General features: G+C 68.1%; 16 protein-coding genes and 2 tRNA genes. 15 read left to right on the top strand and 3 right to left on the bottom strand.

Features of this window, described 5'->3' with window-relative positions:
• Positions 1–4: 4 nt before the first annotated feature.
• On the bottom strand, positions 5–1,111 hold the full coding sequence (locus OG226_RS32410; RefSeq protein ID WP_328683351.1) for an acyltransferase family protein: 1,107 nt from the start codon (positions 1,109–1,111) through the stop codon (positions 5–7).
• Between the two features lie 303 nt (positions 1,112–1,414).
• On the opposite strand from OG226_RS32410, the gene OG226_RS32415 reads away from it, so the two are divergent.
• Positions 1,415–1,609, top strand: coding sequence for a hypothetical protein (locus OG226_RS32415; protein ID WP_328683352.1), 195 nt, complete (start codon positions 1,415–1,417; stop codon positions 1,607–1,609).
• Positions 1,610–1,688: 79 nt separating this feature from the next.
• Here the strand turns inward: OG226_RS32415 and OG226_RS32420 are convergent.
• Positions 1,689–1,762: transfer RNA gene (locus OG226_RS32420), tRNA-Gly, on the bottom strand.
• Between the two features lie 164 nt (positions 1,763–1,926).
• On the opposite strand from OG226_RS32420, the gene OG226_RS32425 reads away from it, so the two are divergent.
• The 5 genes from OG226_RS32425 to clpX all read left to right on the top strand — a co-directional run bounded on the left by OG226_RS32425 (position 1,927) and on the right by clpX (position 6,687).
• Positions 1,927–2,003 (top strand) — tRNA-Pro (locus OG226_RS32425).
• 194 nt (positions 2,004–2,197) lie between these two features.
• The gene (gene tig, locus OG226_RS32430; protein ID WP_328683353.1) at positions 2,198–3,565 is read left to right on the top strand and encodes a trigger factor; all 1,368 of its coding nucleotides are present in this window, start codon (positions 2,198–2,200) and stop codon (positions 3,563–3,565) included.
• 342 nt (positions 3,566–3,907) lie between these two features.
• Entirely contained in the window at positions 3,908–4,510 is a 603-nt protein-coding gene (locus OG226_RS32435; RefSeq protein ID WP_327407260.1) for an ATP-dependent Clp protease proteolytic subunit, read from the top strand.
• A gap of 50 nt (positions 4,511–4,560) precedes the next feature.
• Positions 4,561–5,241, top strand: a complete 681-nt coding sequence (locus OG226_RS32440) for an ATP-dependent Clp protease proteolytic subunit (RefSeq protein WP_328683354.1) — start codon at positions 4,561–4,563, stop codon at positions 5,239–5,241.
• Between the two features lie 159 nt (positions 5,242–5,400).
• On the top strand, positions 5,401–6,687 hold the full coding sequence (clpX, locus tag OG226_RS32445) for an ATP-dependent Clp protease ATP-binding subunit ClpX (protein ID WP_328683355.1): 1,287 nt from the start codon (positions 5,401–5,403) through the stop codon (positions 6,685–6,687).
• A gap of 78 nt (positions 6,688–6,765) precedes the next feature.
• Here the strand turns inward: clpX and OG226_RS32450 are convergent, their stop codons facing one another.
• A complete protein-coding gene (locus tag OG226_RS32450) occupies positions 6,766–7,773 on the bottom strand; it encodes a hypothetical protein (RefSeq protein ID WP_328683356.1) in 1,008 nt (335 codons plus the stop codon).
• Positions 7,774–7,909: 136 nt separating this feature from the next.
• Between OG226_RS32450 and OG226_RS32455 the strand changes: the two genes are divergently transcribed.
• The 9 genes from OG226_RS32455 (at position 7,910) to rodA (ending at position 19,797) form a co-directional block, all read left to right on the top strand.
• Positions 7,910–10,534 (top strand): valine--tRNA ligase, encoded by a 2,625-nt coding sequence (locus tag OG226_RS32455; RefSeq protein WP_329350887.1) that lies wholly within the window; start codon positions 7,910–7,912, stop codon positions 10,532–10,534.
• Between the two features lie 243 nt (positions 10,535–10,777).
• The gene (folC, locus tag OG226_RS32460) at positions 10,778–12,265 is read left to right on the top strand and encodes a bifunctional tetrahydrofolate synthase/dihydrofolate synthase (protein WP_328683358.1); all 1,488 of its coding nucleotides are present in this window, start codon (positions 10,778–10,780) and stop codon (positions 12,263–12,265) included.
• A gap of 6 nt (positions 12,266–12,271) precedes the next feature.
• Positions 12,272–12,637: a DUF4233 domain-containing protein gene (locus OG226_RS32465; protein WP_328683359.1), complete on the top strand. Its 366-nt coding sequence runs from the start codon at positions 12,272–12,274 to the stop codon at positions 12,635–12,637.
• Between the two features lie 99 nt (positions 12,638–12,736).
• A complete protein-coding gene (gene ndk, locus OG226_RS32470; protein ID WP_329350888.1) occupies positions 12,737–13,150 on the top strand; it encodes a nucleoside-diphosphate kinase in 414 nt (137 codons plus the stop codon).
• Positions 13,151–13,426: 276 nt separating this feature from the next.
• Positions 13,427–14,446, top strand: coding sequence for a rod shape-determining protein (locus tag OG226_RS32475; protein WP_019065566.1), 1,020 nt, complete (start codon positions 13,427–13,429; stop codon positions 14,444–14,446).
• Positions 14,447–14,624: 178 nt separating this feature from the next.
• Positions 14,625–15,566, top strand: a complete 942-nt coding sequence (gene mreC / locus OG226_RS32480) for a rod shape-determining protein MreC (RefSeq protein WP_328683361.1) — start codon at positions 14,625–14,627, stop codon at positions 15,564–15,566.
• A 12-nt stretch (positions 15,567–15,578) separates the two neighbouring features.
• A complete protein-coding gene (gene mreD / locus OG226_RS32485) occupies positions 15,579–16,247 on the top strand; it encodes a rod shape-determining protein MreD (RefSeq protein ID WP_328683362.1) in 669 nt (222 codons plus the stop codon).
• A gap of 92 nt (positions 16,248–16,339) precedes the next feature.
• A complete protein-coding gene (gene mrdA / locus OG226_RS32490) occupies positions 16,340–18,604 on the top strand; it encodes a penicillin-binding protein 2 (protein ID WP_328683363.1) in 2,265 nt (754 codons plus the stop codon).
• Positions 18,601–19,797 carry a rod shape-determining protein RodA gene (rodA, locus tag OG226_RS32495; RefSeq protein WP_328683364.1) on the top strand — a complete coding sequence of 399 codons (1,197 nt, stop codon included), beginning with the start codon at positions 18,601–18,603 and terminating at the stop codon, positions 19,795–19,797. Before mrdA ends, rodA begins: the two co-directional genes overlap by 4 nt.
• Positions 19,798–19,824: the final 27 nt, after the last annotated feature.

Raw genomic sequence — 19,824 nt, forward strand, 5'->3', positions numbered from 1 at the left:
GTGCTCAGCTCACCAGCGTCCTCTGTCGCTGACGGGCGACTTCGGCCGCGTCCCGCTCGAACGCCCACTCCATGTCCGGCTCGATCGCGAAGCGGAACACCCGGCGTACGGGCGGGGTGCACAGCAGGGTGACGGCGGTGAGCGCGAGGGCGGTCACCAGGGCGACGCCGTACGGGCGGTGCAGCCAGGTGTGGTCGTACAGGCCCGCGTAGCCGGCGCCCTTGATCAGGAAGCCGTGCAGCAGATAGCCGTAGAGGGTGCCCGCGCCGAGGGCCGTGAACCAGGTCTTCCGGCTCGGCACCCAGGAGTAGAAGGCGGCGGTCAGCAGCAGCGAGCAGCCGAACATCGCGAGCATCATCACGGGCCCGGCCCACCAGGGCGCGCCGAACTCCTGCGCGGAGTCGTGGTGGTAGAGCCAGCTCGCGTTCATCCGCGGCACCGCCCAGTAGCCGAAGACCAGCGCGCTCACGAACACCGGCACCGCCAGCATCCGCGCCTCGCGCCGCCGCACCAGCCGGAAGTGCTCGGGCCTCAGGACCAGGCCGAGCACGAAGTACGGCAGGAACTGCGCCGTCCGCTGCAGATCGAAGTCGTCGGTCATGGCCGGGGTGCAGGAGGCGAGCATGGCGATGCCGAGGGCGACCGGCAGCGGGTGCCGGACCAGTTTCCAGACCGGGGTGGTCAGCCGCCAGATGAACAACGAGCAGAGGAACCAGGTGAGATACAGCGGGTCGAGGAGGGTGATCTGCTGGTGCGGGTCGTCGTTGGCGTAGCGGCTGAAGAGCGAGTACGCGATCTCGAAGACGATGTACGGCAGCGCGACACCGGTGAGGAGCCGCTTCAGCCGGGCGGGGCTCATGTCGAAACTGCGGGAGAAATAGCCGGAGATGACGATGAACGCCGGCATGTGGAAGCTGTACACGACCATGTACAGGCCCTGGAGCGCTCTGCTGTCGCCCTTCAGGGGCTCCCAGGAGTGCCCGATGGCGACCAGCAGGATCGCCAGGTACTTCGCGTTGTCGAAGAACGCGTCGCGCGGTTTGGTCTGTTCGTTCTTTTCGTTCTGTTTGCTCTGTTCGTTCTGGCCCGGGGGCGCGTCAACGTGGAACATCTGAGGCACCCTAGCGTTGCCTGTGGAAATCGGTGAAACCATCGGACGCGCGTCCGGAATCTGTTCGCGATGTCACGATTCATCCCGATCAAAAGGCGCAAAAGGGCACACGGAGAAGGCCCGTTCATGTGCGCATGCCAATAATGCGAACGAACTGCGAACGCGACCCTGCCGAACCTTTGCGACCAACGATGCGTCACCCGCCGCATACGTGGGCCGCGTTGGTGGCACGATGGTTCTGGCGGGGTGCGCGGGTTGCGTCCCCGGGCCGGGAGAGCGGACCGACCGAGGGTGTGATCAGTTGTGGCCATTTCACTGTCTGTGGTGCTGCTGTTGGCGATCATCCTGGTGGTGTTGATCCGAGGGGGATCGATCAAGGCCGGCCCAGCCGTGGTCGCGATCCTCTTCGGCTTCTTCCTCGCCTCGACCGGGATGGCCCCGTCCATCAACCGGTTCATAAACTCACTGGCGGAGACGATCAACTCGATCAGCTTCTGAGCCGCCGGCAGGGGCGGGACTCCGGGAACGACTCAGGGCCAGGTCGGAGAGTGGTTCTCCGACCTGGCCCTGAGTCGTATGGAGCGGGCGACGGGAATCGAACCCGCGTAGCTAGTTTGGAAGACTAGTGCTCTACCATTGAGCTACGCCCGCACACGACGCGCCGCAGGTCAGACGACCGCGGCACAGAAGGCATCGTAGCGGGTCGGGTGCCCTGAGCGCACACCGCATTCCCCATGTCCCGTCCGGCACCCCGGCGCTCGTGAAATGCGGCGGCCCGACCGCCTGCGGGCATGTACCCTACGTGTCGCACCAGACGGGGTGTGGCGCAGCTTGGTAGCGCGTCCGCTTTGGGAGCGGAAGGCCGTGGGTTCAAATCCCGCCACCCCGACCACATACCGGACCTCCGGGACCGGTATCACACCAGTACCTCGCGGGATCGCCTTTTGGGGGGTCTCGTCGCTGCGGCTACTATGCAAGCTGCGCGCCCGTGTGTCTCTCACACTCTGAAGTCCTCCGGGCGACCAGAAACCGCCGGACCTGTCTGGGTCCGCACCCCAAGAAGTCAGCCCCCAAGGAGACCGAACCGTGAAGAGCGCCGTGGAGACCCTGAACCCGACCCGGGTTCGGCTCAGCATCGAGGTGCCCTTCGAGGAGCTCAAGGACAGCCTCGACGCGGCGTACAAGAAGATCAACCAGCAGGTCACGGTGAAGGGCTTCCGGAAGGGCAAGATCCCGGCGCGCGTCATCGACCAGCGGTTCGGCCGCGGTGCGGTCCTGGAGGAGGCGGTCAACGACGCGCTTCCGAAGTTCTACACCGAGGCGGTCAACGAGGCGGAGCTCAACCCGCTCGGCCAGCCCGAGGTCGACATCACGGAGCTGAAGGACGGCGAGACGCTGAACTTCACCGCCGAGGTCGACATCCGCCCGACCATCGAGATCCCGGACTACTCGGGCATCGAGGTCGAGGTCGACGCCGTGGCGGTCAGCGAAGAGGACATCGACGAGTCGGTCGAGCAGCTGCGCGAGCGCTTCGCCGCGACCTCCCCGGTCGAGCGCGCCGCCGTCGACGGTGACGTCGTCACCCTCGACCTGGAGGCCAAGGTCGACGGCGAGGTCCTGGAGGACGGTGTCGCCGAGGGCGTCTCCTACACCATCGGTTCCGGCGAGCTGCTCGAAGGCATCGACGAGGCCGTGACCGGCCTGGAGGCCGGTGGCGAGGCCACCTTCGCCTCCGAGCTCAAGGGCGGCTCCGCGGCCGGCCAGGAGGCCCAGGTCACCGTCAAGGTCACCCAGGTCGCCGCCCGCGAACTGCCCGCGCTGGACGACGAGTTCGCCCAGCTCGCCTCCGAGTTCGACACTCTGGAGGAGCTGCGCGCGGACAGCCGCAAGCGCCTGGAGAACATGAAGCAGTACGACCAGGCCACGCAGGCCCAGGAGCGCGTCCTGGAGAAGCTGCTGGAGCTCGTCGAGGTGCCCGTCCCCGAGAAGCTCCTTGAGGACGAGATCAACACCCGCAAGCACAACCTGGAGCACCACCAGCTCGGCCAGATGGGCCTCGACCTCGACAAGTACCTGGAGATCCAGGGCAAGACGGCCGAGGAGTTCGACACCGAGACCAAGGAAGCCGCGGTCAAGGGCATCAAGACGCAGTTCGTCCTCGACGAGCTCGTCAACAAGGAGAAGCTGAACGTCAACCAGGAGGAGCTCACCGAGCACCTCATGCGTCGCGCGGCCTCCTCCAACATGTCCCCCGACCAGTTCGCCCAGGCCGTCGTCGAAGGCGGCCAGGTCCCCCTCCTCGTCGGCGAGGTGGCCCGCGGCAAGGCCCTGGCCGTCGTCGTAGAGGCCGCCACGGTCAAGGACACCAACGGCGAGATCGTCGACCTGGACGACGAGGACGACGAGACGGCCACCGAGACGGCCGAGGCCGTCGAGGAGCCGACCGAGGCGTAAGCAGCGAACGAGGGGCCCCGGGGTTTGCATCAAGCCCCGGGGCCCTTTGCCATACCGCCCACTGGGGCGCCCTGAAGGGGCGCGGGGAACGGCGCGCTCAGCCCCCACCGACCCGCAGCCCCGCTACAAACCGCACCCACCCCACCGCGAGGGATTCCGCTCAGGCCAGCGCAGCGCTGTGTGCTGACAGCGAACAGTTCCCTTTGCGGGATTCTCCGAAGGGACCCGCGCGTTAGGGTCCATGAATACGAGGGCAGGGGAGTCCCCATTGCCCCCGGCAGTACACGGTGAGACGGCCCGGCGCCGTCGTAAAGACGAGCAGGTGGATACGTGACGAATCTGATGCCTACAGCCGCCGGCGAGCCCTCTATCGGTGGCCTCGGCGACCAGGTCTACAACCGGCTGCTCGGTGAGCGGATCATCTTTCTCGGCCAGGCGGTCGACGACGACATCGCCAACAAGATCACCGCGCAGCTCCTCCTCCTTGCCGCTGACCCCGACAAGGACATCTACCTCTACATCAACAGCCCCGGCGGCTCGATCACGGCCGGCATGGCGATCTACGACACCATGCAGTTCATCAAGAACGACGTGGTGACCATCGCCATGGGCCTCGCCGCCTCCATGGGCCAGTTCCTTCTCAGCGCGGGTACCCCGGGCAAGCGCTTCGCGCTGCCGAACGCCGAGATCCTGATCCACCAGCCCTCCGCCGGCCTGGCCGGTTCGGCCTCCGACATCAAGATCCACGCGGAGCGGCTGCTGCACACCAAGCGGCGCATGGCCGAGCTCACGTCCCAGCACACGGGCCAGAGCATCGAGCAGGTCACCCGCGACTCGGACCGCGACCGTTGGTTCGACGCGAACGAGGCCAAGGACTACGGCCTCATCGACGACGTGATTCCCACGGCCGCCGGTATGCCGGGCGGCGGCGGCACCGGGGCCTGATGCCCCAGCACAGCCCCCAGCCGACCGTCACAGCCCCTAGGAGAGAGACAGTGAACGACTTCCCCGGCAACGGCCTGTACGAGCACGCACGCGCCGAATACACGGGTCCCGCCGCCGAGTCCCGTTACGTGATCCCGCGCTTCGTGGAGCGCACCTCGCAGGGCGTGCGTGAGTACGACCCGTACGCGAAGCTCTTCGAGGAGCGCGTGATCTTCCTCGGTGTCCAGATCGACGACGCGTCGGCCAACGACGTCATGGCACAGCTGCTGTGCCTGGAGTCGATGGACCCGGACCGCGACATCTCGATCTACATCAACAGCCCCGGTGGCTCTTTCACGGCGCTGACCGCGATCTACGACACGATGCAGTTCGTGAAGCCGGACGTCCAGACGGTCTGCATGGGCCAGGCCGCGTCCGCCGCCGCCGTCCTGCTGGCCGCCGGTACGCCGGGCAAGCGCATGGCGCTGCCGAACGCGCGCGTGCTGATCCACCAGCCGTACAGCGAGACGGGTCGGGGCCAGGTCTCCGACCTCGAAATCGCGGCGAACGAGATCCTCCGGATGCGTGCGCAGCTGGAGGACCTGCTGGCCAAGCACTCGAAGACGCCGATCGAGAAGATCCGCGAGGACATCGAGCGCGACAAGATCCTCACGGCCGAGGACGCCCTGTCGTACGGCCTGATCGACCAGATCATCTCCACCCGGAAGATGAACAACGCCGACGTCCGCTGACCCGGACCTGTATCGTCCACCACCCCTTGGCACGTCCACGTGGAAGTGAACCGTGCCAAGGGGGGCCCGAACGGGGGGCCCGGCAAGGTACCGTCGGACATAAGGCAGCACCAGGAGTCGCTGGACCTAGGCGTCTCCCAGGCGAAGGGGAAGCACACCGTGGCACGCATCGGTGACGGCGGCGATCTGCTCAAGTGCTCGTTCTGCGGCAAGAGCCAGAAGCAGGTCAAGAAGCTCATCGCAGGGCCCGGTGTGTACATCTGCGACGAGTGCATCGACCTCTGCAACGAGATCATCGAGGAAGAACTGGCGGAGACGAGCGAGGTGCGCTGGGAGGAACTCCCCAAGCCCCGTGAGATCTACGAGTTCCTTGAGGGGTACGTCGTAGGCCAGGAGTCGGCCAAGAAGGCTCTCTCGGTCGCGGTGTACAACCACTACAAGCGCGTCCAGGCCGGTGAGCACGGCGGCGGTCAGAACCGCGAGGACGCCATCGAGTTGGCGAAGTCCAACATCCTCCTGCTCGGCCCCACGGGCTCGGGCAAGACCCTCCTCGCACAGACCCTGGCCCGCATGCTGAACGTGCCGTTCGCGATCGCCGACGCGACCGCGCTCACGGAGGCGGGCTACGTCGGCGAGGACGTCGAGAACATTCTGCTGAAGCTCATCCAGGCCGCTGACTACGACGTCAAGAAGGCCGAGACGGGCATCATCTACATCGACGAGATCGACAAGGTCGCGCGGAAGAGCGAGAACCCCTCGATCACCCGCGACGTGTCCGGCGAGGGCGTCCAGCAGGCCCTGTTGAAGATCCTGGAGGGCACGACGGCCTCGGTCCCGCCGCAGGGCGGCCGTAAACACCCCCACCAGGAGTTCATCCAGATCGACACGACGAACGTCCTGTTCATCGTGGGCGGCGCCTTCTCGGGCCTGGAGAAGCTCATCGAGTCCAGGGCCGGCGCCAAGGGCATCGGCTTCGGCGCGACGATCCGCTCGAAGCGGGAGCTGCAGGCCAAGGACCAGTTCGAGGACGTCATGCCCGAGGACCTGGTGAAGTTCGGCATGATCCCCGAGTTCATCGGGCGCCTCCCCGTCATCACCTCGGTCCACAACCTGGACCGCGAGGCCCTGCTCCAGATCCTCATCGAGCCGCGCAACGCGCTCGTCAAGCAGTACGAGCGCCTCTTCGAACTCGACGGCGTGGAGCTGGACTTCGAGCGCGAGGCCCTCGAAGCCATCGCCGACCAGGCCATCCTCCGCCAGACCGGCGCCCGCGGCCTGCGCGCCATCATGGAGGAAGTCCTCCAGGGCGTCATGTACGAGGTCCCGTCCCGCAAGGACGTGGCCCGGGTCGTCATCACTGCGGACGTCGTCCTGTCGAACGTCAACCCGACCCTGATCCCGCGCGACGCGCGGGGCCGAGGCCCGGGCGAGCAGAAGACGGCGTAGCCGCTTTCTCCCCTACGACACGAAGGGCGCCCGGTCAGTCGACTGACCGGGCGCCCTTCGTGGTTGAGGCCTCCGGGGCTAGCTCTTCACCCGAACTTCCTTGCGGAGCTTGGTGGTCATGGAGACGGCGGTGTCCTTCGACACATCGGCCGTGTTGTCACCGGGGGACACCATCGCGATGGTGCTGTAGTCGGCCCAGGCGCAGAACCAGTCGGTCTGCGTCTTCTTGGTCACCTGGTTGGTGCCCTTGGCCGCCTGGCACTTCATGACCGCGCCGTTGACGTCGACCGACTCGGGGTCCCCGACCAGCTTGCTGCCGCCCGACGAACTGCTGGAGGAGCCGCTCTGGTTGACGTCCTTCTGGATGTCCGCGAAGAACGCGTCCAGGGACTTCTGCGGATCGGCGATCTTGCCATAGGCACCGATGAGCGAGATGCCCTTGGCCGTGAGCAGCTCCGCCGCGCTGGGCGCGGTGGAGGGATCGCTCGGGTTGTAGCCGCTCAGGTCGGCCGTCGTGTAGGCGCCGAAGACGGCGGTGCCGTTCTTGACGCCGCTCTTCTCCAGGTCCTTGACGGTCGACGAGCCGCTGTCGCTGGTGTCGCCGTCCTTGGTCGCCCGGTTGTAGTCGCCGAGCACCTTCGCCGGCGTCGTCAGCTTGTGCGGACCGTCGTCCGCGAGACCGGACGACCCGGTGTAGCCGAGCACGAAGTACACGCCCACGCCGATGGCGGCGACGACCGCCACCGCGCCGATGATGAGCCCGGTCTTCTTCTTCCCGCCGGGCGGCGGCTGCGGAACGCCGTACGGGGGCTGCCCGTAAGGCGGTTGGCCATACGGCGCCTGCTGGCCGTACGGCGGCTGCGGCTGGCCGTAGGGGCCCTGCGGCGGGACGCCCTGCGGGGGCTGGGGCTGCGTCGGGTAGCCGTAGCCCGGCTGGGCGGGGGGAGCCTGCTGGGGGTAGCCGTAGCCGGGCTGGGGGGCGCCCTGCGGCGCCTGCTGGGGAGGCTGGCCATAGGGACCCGGCTGACCGTACGGACCGGGCTGCTGGGGCTGCCCGTCGTACGGGCCCGGCTGGTTGTAGCTCATTTCTGGGTTCCCCTCCAGATGCTTATGTGATCCCGACATCCTGGCCCAGTCACAGGAAGCGCAGAGCATCGGGGGGCGCACCGTTACAGAACAAACGCGTTTCGGGACACCCCCGCGACACCCCTAAACTGGGCCCGTGACCGAGAACGCTCAGCAGCAGCCACCAGCGCCCGACTCCGAACTGCCGACCCAGTACGCGCCGGCCGATGTAGAGGGGCCGCTGTACGAGCGCTGGGTGGAGCGGGGTTACTTCGAGGCGGACGCGAAGAGCGAGAAGCCGCCGTACACGATCGTCATCCCGCCGCCGAACGTCACGGGCAGCCTGCACCTCGGGCACGCCTTCGAGCACACGCTCATCGACGCCCTCACGCGCCGCAAGCGCATGCAGGGCTACGAGACGCTGTGGCAGCCCGGCATGGACCACGCCGGTATCGCCACGCAGAACGTCGTCGAGCGCGAGCTGGGCAAGGAGGGCAAGTCCCGCCACGACCTGGGCCGGGAGGCCTTCGTCGAGCGCGTCTGGCAGTGGAAGGGCGAGTCCGGCGGCCAGATCTCCGGCCAGATGCGCCGCCTCGGCGACGGCGTCGCGTGGTCGCGCGAGCGCTTCACCATGGACGAGGGTCTCTCCCAGTCCGTCCAGACCATCTTCAAGCGGCTCTACGACGACGAGTTGATCTACCGCGCCGAGCGCATCATCAACTGGTGCCCGCGCTGTCTCACCGCGATCTCCGACATCGAGGTCGAGTACCAGGACGACGACGGCGAGCTCGTCTCCATGAAGTACGGCGACGGGGACGAGACCATCGTCGTCGCCACGACCCGCGCCGAGACCATGCTCGGTGACACGGCCGTCGCCGTTCACCCCGGCGACGAGCGCTACAAGCACCTCGTCGGCAAGCTCATCAAGCTGCCGCTGACCGACCGTTCCATCCCGGTCGTCGCGGACGAGCACGTCGACCCCGAGTTCGGCACGGGTGCCGTCAAGGTCACCCCCGCCCACGACCCGAACGACTTCGAGATCGGCCAGCGGCACGACCTCCCGGCCATCACGGTCATGGACGAGCACGCCGTCATCACCGTCCCCGGCCCCTTCCAGGGCCAGGACCGCCTCGAAGCCCGCTCCGCGATCGTCGCCGCCCTGCGCGCCGAGGGCCGGATCGTCGCCGAGAAGCGGCCGTACGTCCACTCGGTCGGCCACTGCTCGCGCTGCAAGACGACCATCGAGCCGCGGCTGTCCATGCAGTGGTGGGTCAAGGTCGCCCCGCTCGCGAAGGCGGCGGGCGACGCGGTCCGTGACGGCCGGGTCAAGATCCACCCGCAGGAGATGGAGAAGCGCTACTTCGACTGGGTCGACAACCTCCACGACTGGTGCATCTCACGGCAGTTGTGGTGGGGCCACCGCATCCCGGTCTGGTACGGCCCGGAGGGCGAGGTCGTCTGCGTCGGCCCCGACGACGAGGCCCCGACCGGCGAGGGCTGGCACCAGGACACCGACGTCCTCGACACCTGGTTCTCCTCCGGCCTGTGGCCCTTCTCCACCCTCGGCTGGCCCGAACAGACCGAGTCGCTCGCGAAGTTCTACCCGAACTCCGTCCTGGTCACCGGCTACGACATCCTCTTCTTCTGGGTCGCCCGGATGATGATGTTCGGCCTCTACGCGATGGACGGCACCCCGCCGTTCCACACCATCGCCCTGCACGGCATGGTCCGCGACCAGTTCGGCAAGAAGATGTCCAAGTCCTTCGGGAACGCGGTCAATCCGATCGACTGGATGGACAAGTACGGCTCCGACGCGCTCCGTTTCACCCTCGCGCGCGGCGCCAACCCGGGCGTCGACGTCCCGATCGGCGAGGACTGGGTCCAGGGTTCGCGCAACTTCGCCAACAAGCTCTGGAACGCGACCCGTTTCGCCCTCATGAACGGCGCGACGATCGAGGGCGAACTCCCGGACGCCGACCGCCTGTCGGCGACCGACCGCTGGATCCTGTCCCGCCTGAACTCCACGGTCGCCGAAGTCGACGCGCTCTACGAGGACTACCAGTTCGCGAAGCTCTCCGACGCGCTGTTCCACTTCGCGTGGGACGAAGTCTTCGACTGGTACGTCGAGTTGTCCAAGACGACGTTCCTGGCGGGCGGCGAGCCGGCCGAGGTCTCCAAGCGCGTCCTGGGTGAAGTCCTCGACGTCACCCTGAAGTTGCTGCACCCGATCGTCCCGTTCGTCACGGAGACGCTCTGGACGACCCTGACGGGCGGCGAGTCGATCGTCATCGCGGACTGGCCGAAGGACTCGGGCTTCCGTGACACACCGGCCGAGAAGGAGATCGAGACCCTCCAGCAGGTCATCACCGAGGTCCGCCGCTTCCGCGCCGACCAGGGCCTCCAGCCCGGCCAGCGCGTCCCGGCCCGCCTCACGCTGGACGGCACGGCCCTGGCGCCCCACGAGGCCGCCATCCGCCAGCTCCTCCGCCTCCAGCAGGAGGGCGACGCCTTCGCGGCGACGGCCACCCTCCCGGTCGGCGGCGCCACGGTCGCCCTCGACCTCTCCGGCACGATCGACGTCGCGGCGGAGCGGAAGCGCCTCGCGAAGGACCTCGCCGCCGCAGAGAAGGAGAAGGCCCAGGCAACGGCCAAGCTCGGCAACGAGGCGTTCCTGGCCAAGGCCCCGGACAACGTGGTCGACAAGATCCGCGGCCGCCTGACGAAGGCCGACGAAGACATCGCCCGCATCAAGAACCAGCTGGACGGCTTGCCGGAGGCGTAGGGACTTGTCGTAGGCACGTGAGGGCCCCGGAACTTCTAGTTCCGGGGCCCTCACCTACCTAGGGGCGCGAGGCTGTATCGATGTGCGGCTCCGCCGCGTGGGCGCGACCAGCCCCCACCGGGCCCGCAGACGAAAGCCCCCCACCGGGCCCGCAGACGAAAGCCCCCCACCGGGCCCGCAGACGAAAGCCCCCCACCGGGCCCGCAGACGAAAGACCACCCCAACCTCCGTAGACTGGCCCACGTGACTGACAGCGACCCGTTCGACGAGATCATCGAGGCCGAGACCGACCGCGACCCCGACCTCGCGGTCATCGAGGCCGGCAGCCGCACCCTCCGAACCCAGGGCACCGGCGCCCCCCAGGCAGACGTCCCCGGCCGCCCCGAAGACCCCGCGCTGGACAAGGCCCTGCGCGAGGTGGAGACCGAGCTGGCCAACCGCTGGGGCGAGACCAAGCTGGAGCCGTCGGTCAGCCGTATCGCCGCGCTGATGGACGTCCTGGGCGACCCCCAGCGCTCGTACCCCTCGATCCACATCACCGGGACGAACGGCAAGACGTCCACGGCCCGCATGATCGAGGCGCTGCTCGGCGCCTTCGAGCTGCGCACCGGCCGCTACACCTCCCCGCACGTCCAGTCGATCACCGAGCGCATCAGCCTCGACGGCGCCCCGATCTCCGCCGAGCGGTTCATCGAGACGTACGAGGACATCAAGCCGTACGTCGAGATGGTGGACGCCCAGCAGGAGTTCCGGCTGTCGTTCTTCGAGGTGCTGACCGGCATGGCGTACGCCGCCTTCGCGGACGCGCCGGTCGACGTGGCCGTCGTGGAGGTCGGCATGGGCGGCACCTGGGACGCCACCAACGTCATCGACGCGGCCGTGGCCGTAGTCACCCCCATCGACCTCGACCACACCGACCGCCTCGGCGGGACGACCGGCGAGATCGCCACCGAGAAGGCCGGCATCGTCAAGCAGGACGCGACCGTGATCCTGGCGCAGCAGCCGGTGGACGCGGCGCAGGTGCTGCTGAAGAAGGCCGTCGAGGTGGACGCGACCGTGGCCCGGGAGGGTCTCGAATTCGGTGTCGTGTCCCGGCAGGTCGCCGTCGGCGGGCAGGTCGTCAGCCTGCGTGGCCTCGGTGGCGAGTACGAGGAGATCTACCTCCCCCTGCACGGGCCTTACCAGGCGCACAACGCCGCCGTGGCCCTCGCCGCCGTAGAAGCCTTCTTCGGTGTCGGTGCGCAGCGACCCGATCCGCTCGCGATCGACACGGTGCGGAAGGCGTTCGCGTCCGTGACCTCGCCCGGGCGGCTGGAGGTGGTGCGGCGGTCGCCGACCGTCGTGCTGGACGCGGCGCACAACCCGGCGGGCGCCCGTGCGACCGCCGAGGCCGTGGCCGAGGCGTTCGACTTCAGCCGGCTGATCGGCGTCGTCGGGGCCAGCGGGGACAAGGACGTCCGCGGGCTGCTCGAAGCGTTCGAGCCGATGTTCGCCGAGGTCGTCGTCACGCAGAACTCCAGTCACCGCGCGATGGACGTGGACGAGCTGGCCGGGATCGCCGTCGAGGTGTTCGGCGACGAGCGCGTGCAGGTCGAACCGCGGCTGCCCGACGCCCTGGAGGCCGCTATCACGCTGGCCGAGGAGGACGGCGAGTTCGCGGGCGGCGGTGTGCTCGTCACCGGTTCCGTCATCACCGTCGGTGAAGCCCGACTGCTCCTGGGGAGGGGCTGACTTTCCGTGCGTACCCTCTGTTCTTCCACGCTGATCGGCGAGTTCTTCGTGATCGGCTTCGCCGGTCTGGTCGCCATGAAGGACCCGGACCTGACCACCTCCACCGTGTGGACGGTGTGCGGGATCGCGATGTTCCTGTCCGTCGCGCTGTGCGGGGTGGTGACCCGGCCGGCCGGCATCGCGCTCGGCTGGGCGCTGCAGATCGCGCTGATCGCGTCGGGCCTCGTCGTGCCGTCGATGTTCTTCCTCGGGGCGATCTTCGCGGCCCTGTGGTGGGCCTCGGTGCACTACGGCCGGAAGATCGACGAGGCGAAGGCACGGTTCGCGGCGCAGGCCGCGCAGGCCGGCTCCACTACACCTGACGCTGCGTAAGGGACGCATGGACACGCCCTGTAACCTCGGGTTTGTCGTGAGGCGACCGTGCCACGACCGTGAGTCGACCCGCACATCATGATCCGAAGGAGTCCCGTCGTGACCCAGCGCACCCTCGTCCTGCTCAAGCCCGACGCCGTACGTCGTGGCCTGACCGGCGAGATCATCAGCCGGATCGAGCGCAAGGCCGGCTGGCAGATCACCGCGCTGGAGCTGCGCACCCTGGACCAGGACACCCTGGAGCAGCACTACGGCGAGCACAAGGGCAAGGTCTTCTACGAGCCGCTGGTGGAGTTCATGGCCTCCGGTCCCGTCGTCGCCCTGATCGTCGAGGGCGAGCGGGTCATCGAGGGCGTACGCCAGTTGGCCGGTCCGACCGACCCGATCGCCGCCGCGCCGGGGTCGATCCGCGGGGACTTCGGGGTCATCGTGCGCGAGAACCTGATCCACGCCTCGGACTCCGAGGAGTCCGCCGAACGCGAGGTGAAGATCTTCTTCCCCGGGCGCGGCTGAATCTCCATCAGTAACCCACATGCCTGACCAGGGGCGGCCGTGTTTTTCCGGCCGTCTCTTGGCATATGCGTGCCGATCGGGGGAACGAGTGCCCCCGTTGGGCCGTCTCCACAAGCGAGGCGGCGCCTCACATGCTGACAATGGCGAAGACCCTCGCGCAGTGTTCGTGACGGCGCGTCTACGATGGAAGCCTTCACGTCACAGCACCCACTTCGCCGACCTGAAAAGCCCTCAAAAGCTCCCAGGAAGGCCAGACGAATCCTGATGGGGAACTCAATGTCGTTCATCGGCCGTGACATGGCTGTCGACCTCGGGACCGCCAACACGCTGGTGTACGTCAGGGGTCGCGGGATCGTACTCAACGAGCCGTCCGTCGTCGCGATCAACACCAACACCGGTGGCATTCTCGCGGTCGGCTCCGAAGCCAAGAAGATGATCGGGCGCACGCCCGGCAACATCGTTGCCGTACGTCCGCTGAAGGACGGTGTCATCGCCGACTTCGAGATCACCGAGCGCATGCTCCGCTACTTCATCCTGAAGATCCACAAGCGGCGCTATCTGGCCCGCCCCCGCGTCGTCGTCTGTGTGCCCTCGGGCATCACGGGCGTCGAGCGCCGTGCCGTCATCGAGGCGTCGTCCCAGGCCGGCGCCCGCCAGGTGCACATCATCGAGGAGCCCATGGCCGCGGCCATCGGTTCCGGCCTGCCGGTCCACGAGGCCACGGGCAACATGGTGGTGGACATCGGCGGCGGCACCACGGAGGTCGCGGTCATCTCGCTCGGTGGCATCGTCACCGCCCAGTCCATCCGCGTCGCGGGCGACGAGTTGGACAACGCGATCATCCAGCACATCAAGAAGGAGTACTCGCTCCTTCTGGGTGAGCGGACGGCTGAGCAGATCAAGATCACGATTGGTTCCGCGTACGACCTCGACGACGACCAGCACACCGAAATCCGCGGCCGGGACCTGGTCTCCGGCCTGCCCAAGACCGTTGTCATCTCCGCCGGCGAAGTCCGCAAGGCGATCGAAGAGCCCGTCAACGCGATCGTCGACGCGGTGAAGACGACCCTCGACAAGTGCCCGCCGGAGCTGTCCGGCGACATCATGGACCGAGGAATCGTTCTGACCGGCGGCGGAGCCCTGCTGAAGGGGCTCGACGAGCGGCTGCGCCGGGAGACCGGCATGCCGATCCACATCGCCGAGGACCCGCTCGACAGCGTGGCGCTCGGCTCCGGCAAGTGCGTCGAGGAGTTCGAGGCGCTCCAGCAGGTTCTGGACGCCCAGCCGCGCAGATGACGTAACGCTTCGATTCCGCCGTACGGGATGATCTCCTCTCGTGCGGCGGATCGTTGATACGGAGGCATAGGCTCCGACATGAGCCTCCGTATCCATCCGTACGGACAACTCCCGCACACACCACACCTGCATACCTGAACCTCTGCACATTTCTATGAGGAAGGCACGGCCGCCGCACGTGAGGGACACACGAGAGAGCCGGCTGCTCCTGGTGCTGCTGATCGCCGTAGCGTTCGCGCTGATCACGGTGGACATCCGGGGAGGGCAGGACTCGCCGGTCGACGGAGCCCGCCGGGCCGCGGCCACCGTGTTCGGCCCGATCGAGAACGGCGTGTCGTCCGCCGTCGACCCGGTCGGTGACGCGGTCTCCGCGGTCCGCGACTCCGGGGAGCGGCACGACCGGCTCGCCGTCCTGGAGAAGGAGAACGCGGCCCTCAAGGCGAAGCTCGGCAGCGACGACCGCAACCGCAGCCGCCTGACCCAGCTGGACAAGATGCTGAAGGTGGCCGGCGAGGGCCAGTACGGCATCAAGGGCGCCCAGGTCATCGCGATAGGAGCCGCCCAGAGCTTCTCCTGGACGATCACCATCGACGTCGGCGCCAACGACGGCATCAAGCGCGACATGACCGTCCTGAACGGCAACGGACTGGTCGGGCGCGTGACGACCGTCGGCCCGGACGCCTCGACCGTCCTCCTCGCCAACGACCCCGACTTCACCGTCGGCACCCGGATGGAGGGCAGCGACGAACTCGGCTTCGCCTCCGGCGAGGGCGACGGCCCGCTGCGCGTCGAACTCCTCAACGGCAAGGCGGAGGTGCAGAAGGGCGACCGGCTGGTCACCTTCGGCTCGCAGGCCGACAAGCCGTTCGTGCCGGGTGTCCCGGTCGGTGTCGTCTCCCGCGTCGACCCCTCCGGCGGCGGCCTGACCCGCACGCTGTACGTCACGCCGTACGTCAACTTCACCAAGCTCGACATCGTCGGCGTGGTCGTGGAGGCCCCGAAGAAGGACCCGCGTGACACGGTCCTGCCGGCGAAGCCCAAGCCGACCCCGATCCCGACGGTGACCGTCACGGTCACCCCGTCCGCGAACGCGCCGGTCGACGGCCAGCAACAGCAGTAGGAGCCCATCCCCATGCGTGTCAACCGGATCCTCCTCTCCGCGCCGCTGGTCGTCGTCGCCCTCGTGATCCAGGTGAGCGTCCTCGCCCGCCTCCACCTCCCGGGCGCCGTCCCCGACCTGCTGCTCCTCACGGTCCTCGGCCTGGCCATGGTCTACGGCCATGTCGCGGGCGCCCTCATCGGCTTCGGCGCGGGCCTCCTCGCCGACCTCGCCCCGCCCGCCGACCACGCGGCCGGCCGGTACGCCCTCGTCCTCTGCGTCATCGGCTACCTCGCGGGCCTCGCGAAACCGGAGAACGGCCGCCTGAAGTCGGCGACCGGCCCGATGGCCGTCGTGGTCGCCGCCGCGATCGGCGCCACCCTGCTCTACGCCGGTGTCGGCGCCCTCGTCGGCGACACCGCCGCCCGCCATGTCGGCCTGGGCAGCCTGCTGTTCACGGCCTCCCTGTACGACCTGCTGCTCGCCCCGTTCGTCGTCCCCGGCGTGATGGCACTGGCCCGGCGCGTCGACAACGACCCGCTCGCGGAGACCAACGCCGCCAAGTCGGCCGACATCTCCTCGGGCTGGCTCTCCTCGGGCACCGGCCTGAAGATCGGCGGCCAGCGCGGCGGCCTGCGGATGAAGACCGCACGCGCGCGTGTCGCCCGGGCGGGACGTATCAAGGGGGTCAAGAGGCTTTGAACACCCGGGAGTTGGCACACGGACTCACAGGTCCGTCGTATATGACTCATACACGCATCGTGTACACGCACTGAGAGGGGGAGGCAGCACAAGTGACCAACATCCCGGAGACCGGTCGGACTCCACGGGTTCAGATCAGGCTCGTCGTCATCCAGATTCTCGTCCTCTCCCTCCTCGGCACCCTCGGCGGGCGCCTCTGGTACCTGCAGATCCGTGAGGGCGCCGCGTACCAGAAGGAAGCGTCCGGCAACCACGTCCAGCAGGTCGTCGAGCCCGCGGTGCGCGGGTCGATACTGGACGCGCGCGGTGTGCCCCTCGCCGACAACGAGACCCGGCTCGTGGTCTCCGCCTCCCGCACCGACCTGCTGAAGCAGGCCGACGACGGCAGGGCCGTCCTCACCAAGCTGGCCGGTGTGCTCGGGCTGAAGCCCGCGGACGTCATCCAGAAGGTCCGGCTGTGCGACGCGAAGACCCCGCAGCCCTGCTGGAACGGCTCGCCCTACCAGCCCATCCCGATCACCGACGAGGCCACCGCCAAGCAGGCCCTGCAGATCCGTGAGCGCGCCGAGGACTTCCCCGGCATCACCGCCGAGCCCGAGGCCGTACGGCGTTACGCGGCCCCCGGCGACGCCAACGCGGCCCAGGTCCTCGGCTACCTCTCGCCGGTCACCGACGACGAGATCACCCAGGCCAAGGACAGCGACTCGCCGTATCTGCGCTCCGACCAGGTCGGCCGCTCGGGCCTGGAACGCGAGTACGACAAGGCGCTGCGCGGCAAGGCCGGCGTCACCCGCTACGAGGTCGACAACCTCGGCCGCGTCATCGGCAAGGCCAAGTCCGATGCGCCCGAGCCCGGTTCGAACCTCGTCACCAGCATCGACGCCCGCGTGCAGCGCGTCGCCGAGTACCAGCTCGACAAGGCGATGAAGGCGGCCCGCCAGCAGTACGACAAGATCACCGGCGAGAACTACAAGGCCGACTCCGGTGCCGTCGTCGTGATGGAGGCCAAGACCGGCCGGATCGTCGCCATGGCGTCCGCGCCGACGTACGACCCGAACGTCTGGGTCGGCGGCATCTCCGCCAAGGACTACAAGCAGCTCACCGGCAAGAACTCCGACTACCCGCTCCTCAACCGGGCCATACAGGGTCAGTCGGCGCCCGGTTCGACGTTCAAGGTGGTCTCCACGGCCGCCGCGGTCGAGGCCGGCTACACCTGGGACGGCGGCTACCCCTGCACCAGTTCGTACTCGGTGGGCGGCCAGGTCTTCAAGAACTTCGAGGGCGAGAACTTCGGCCCCATCTCGCTGGGCCGCGCGCTGGAGGTCTCCTGCGACACCGTCTTCTACGGCCTCGCCGACGCCCAGTGGAAGAAGGACGGCGGCATCAACCCGAAGAAGGGTGAGCCGAAGGACTACTTCTACAAGGCGGCCCACCAGTTCGGCCTCGGCAAGGTCACCGGCGTCGACCTCCCGAACGAGGTCACCGGCCGGATCCCGGACCGCAAGTGGAAGCAGGAGACCTGGGCGGCCAACAAGGCCTACTGGTGCAAGACCGGCAAGAAGGGCGGCACGTACGTCCAGCAGATCGCGTACGAGAACTGCCTCGAAGGCAACAAGATGCGCGAGGGCGACTCGATCAACTACTCCATCGGCCAGGGCGACACCCTCGTCACGCCGATCCAGGAGGCCATGATCTACGGCGCGCTCGCCAACGGCGGCACCGAGTACGTCCCGACCATCGGCAAGGCGATCGTCAGCGCCGACGGCAAGACGGTCCAGGAGATCAAGCCGCAGGTGAAGGCGAAGCTGCCGATCAGCGCGGCCACCCACAAGGGCATCGACAAGGCCCTCGCGGGCGTGGTCACCAGCGGTACCGCCGCCTGGAAGTTCCAGGGCTGGCCGCAGGACAAGATCGAGCTGCACGCCAAGACGGGTACGGCGGAGGTCTACGGCAAGCAGACCACCTCCTGGTTCGCCACGTACACCAAGGACTACACGGTCGTCATGACGATCGCGCAGGCCGGTACGGGTTCCGGCGCCTCCGGTGAGGCTGTGCGCAACATCTACAACGCGATGTACGGCGTCCAGGCCGACGGCTCCATCGACAAGAAGAAGGCGATGCTGCCCTCGCCGCAGACGAGCCTCCCGAAGGTCCGCGCCGACGGCACGATCGCCTCCCCGAAGATCACCGCCGACCCGGCCAAGGAGCTGGAGAAGCAGCAGGAGAAGGCGACCGAGGGCGGCGTCACGCCCGCCGACGACACCCAGCAGCCGGCCATCGCGCCCTCACCGAACACCACCAACAGCAACACCCGCAGGCGTCCGCGCAGAAGGGGTGGCCGGAGGATGCTCACATGACCGGCAACAGCTTCTCCGTCTCCGGATACGGGCCCGACCGGGCCGGCTGGACACGGGTGTTCGCCCGTGACTCGCTGGCCCGCCGGCTGGACTGGCCGATACTGCTGTCGGCGGTCGGCCTGTCCCTGATCGGCTCGCTCCTCGTCTTCTCGGCGACGCGCAACCGCACCGAGATCAACCAGGGCGACCAGTACTACTTCCTGCTCCGGCACCTGATGAACACCGGCATCGGCATCGCCCTGATGATCGGCGTCATCTGGGTCGGCCACCGCACCCTGCGCGTCGTCGTCCCGTTCCTCTACGGCGCCTCGGTGTTCGGCATCCTGCTGGTGCTCACCCCGCTGGGCTCCACGGTCAACGGCGCGCACTCCTGGATCGTGCTCGGCGGCGGCTTCTCGCTCCAGCCCTCGGAGTTCGTGAAGATCACGATCATCCTGGGCATGGCGATGATCCTCGCCGCCCGGGTCGACGCGGGCGACAAGCCCTACCCCGACCACCGCACGGTCCTCCAGGCCCTGGGCCTCGCCTCGGTCCCGATGATGATCGTCATGCTGATGCCCGACCTCGGGTCGGTCATGGTCATGGTCATCATCGTGCTCGGCGTGCTCCTGGCCTCGGGCGCGTCCAACCGCTGGGTCTTCGGCCTGCTCGGCGCGGGCACCCTGGGCGCGATCGCGGTGTGGCAGCTGCACTTCCTGGACGAGTACCAGATCGCTCGCTTCGCCGCCTTCGCCAACCCGAGCCTCGACCCGGCCGGCGTCGGCTACAACACCAACCAGGCCCGCATCGCGATCGGCTCCGGCGGCCTCACCGGCGAGGGCCTCTTCCACGGCTCCCAGACGACGGGCCAGTTCGTCCCCGAACAGCAGACGGACTTCGTCTTCACGGTCGCGGGCGAGGAGTTGGGCTTCGTCGGCGCGGGCCTGATCCTCGTCCTCCTGGGCGTGGTCCTGTGGCGCGCCTGCCGCATCGCCCGCGACTCGACCGAGCTCTACGGCACGATCGTCGCCGCCGGGATCGTCGCCTGGTTCGCCTTCCAGGCCTTCGAGAACGTCGGCATGACCCTCGGCATCATGCCGGTCACCGGCCTGCCACTGCCCTTCGTGTCGTACGGAGGTACGTCGATGTTCGCGGTGTGGCTCGCGGTGGGGTTGCTGCAGTCGATCCGGGTGCAGCGGCCCATGTCCGCCTGAACCGCGCCTTCGCCCGGCCGCTACCTC

This window comes from Streptomyces sp. NBC_01261, from assembly GCF_036226385.1.
GTDB lineage: Bacteria > Actinomycetota > Actinomycetes > Streptomycetales > Streptomycetaceae > Streptomyces.

Coding starts and splice junctions, on each gene's coding strand:
- OG226_RS32410 (WP_328683351.1), bottom strand. CDS start 1,111: ATGTTCCACGTTGACGCGCCCCCGGGCCAGAACGAACAGAGCAAACAG.
- OG226_RS32435 (WP_327407260.1), top strand. CDS start 3,908: ATGCCTACAGCCGCCGGCGAGCCCTCTATCGGTGGCCTCGGCGACCAG.
- OG226_RS32450 (WP_328683356.1), bottom strand. CDS start 7,773: ATGAGCTACAACCAGCCGGGCCCGTACGACGGGCAGCCCCAGCAGCCC.
- OG226_RS32475 (WP_019065566.1), top strand. CDS start 13,427: ATGTCGTTCATCGGCCGTGACATGGCTGTCGACCTCGGGACCGCCAAC.
- mreD (WP_328683362.1), top strand. CDS start 15,579: ATGCGTGTCAACCGGATCCTCCTCTCCGCGCCGCTGGTCGTCGTCGCC.
- rodA (WP_328683364.1), top strand. CDS start 18,601: ATGACCGGCAACAGCTTCTCCGTCTCCGGATACGGGCCCGACCGGGCC.